At 42.4% G+C, this 648-nt stretch carries 1 protein-coding gene and 1 pseudogene; one reads left to right on the top strand and one right to left on the bottom strand.

Annotated elements, in window-relative coordinates; all coding sequences use genetic code 11:
- Window positions 1-12: 12 nt before the first annotated feature.
- Window positions 13-261 carry a YciN family protein gene (locus R7Q48_RS28195; RefSeq protein ID WP_005495879.1) on the top strand — a complete coding sequence of 83 codons (249 nt, stop codon included), beginning with the start codon at window positions 13-15 and terminating at the stop codon, window positions 259-261.
- 57 nt (window positions 262-318) lie between these two features.
- Here the strand turns inward: R7Q48_RS28195 and R7Q48_RS28190 are convergent.
- A pseudogene (locus R7Q48_RS28190) lies at window positions 319-648 on the bottom strand (3-phosphoshikimate 1-carboxyvinyltransferase); the annotation flags it as partial.

The following is a 648-nucleotide window of genomic DNA, read 5'->3' as shown; positions in this document are numbered from 1 at the left end:
GATGAGAACGTTATGTCTGATAGAAAGTTTATTGAAGAATTCGACCTTCTTTTAATCGCAAACCAAATCATCCAAGAGCACGATGATTACATCGACGGAATGCGAGCGACAAGCGTAGAAGAAAAAGACGGGGTTTTGGTATTTAAAGGTGAGTACTTCCTTGATGACAAAGGCTTACCAACCGCAAATACTACGGCAGTATTCAATATGTTCAAATACTTAGCCCATCACCTTTCTAAAGAATTTACGCTGATTAAATAACGGCAAATTAAGACAAAAAAGCCAGAGCATCATCGCTCTGGCTTTTCAGTTAGAGATCTAGCAGCTCAACGCTTTAAGCTTGTCGAAATAATCCGGGAATGTTTTGGACGTACATTTCGGGTCATTAATCGTCACTGGTGTATCGCTTAACGCCACCAGAGAAAAGCACATCGCCATACGATGATCATCGTAGGTATCAATCGCCGCATGTTTAAGGTGAGGTACTGGTTTAACGATGATGTAATCCTCACCTTCTTCCACTTCCGCACCAACTTTACGAAGCTCTGTTGCCATTGCAGACAAACGATCGGTTTCTTTTACACGCCAGTTATAAACATTGCGAATTGCCGTGGTACCTTCAGCAAACAAAGCCGTCGTCGCGATGGT

It is taken from the genome of Vibrio sp. 378, from assembly GCF_033339435.1.
This window is presented reverse-complemented; position numbering and strand designations above follow the sequence as displayed.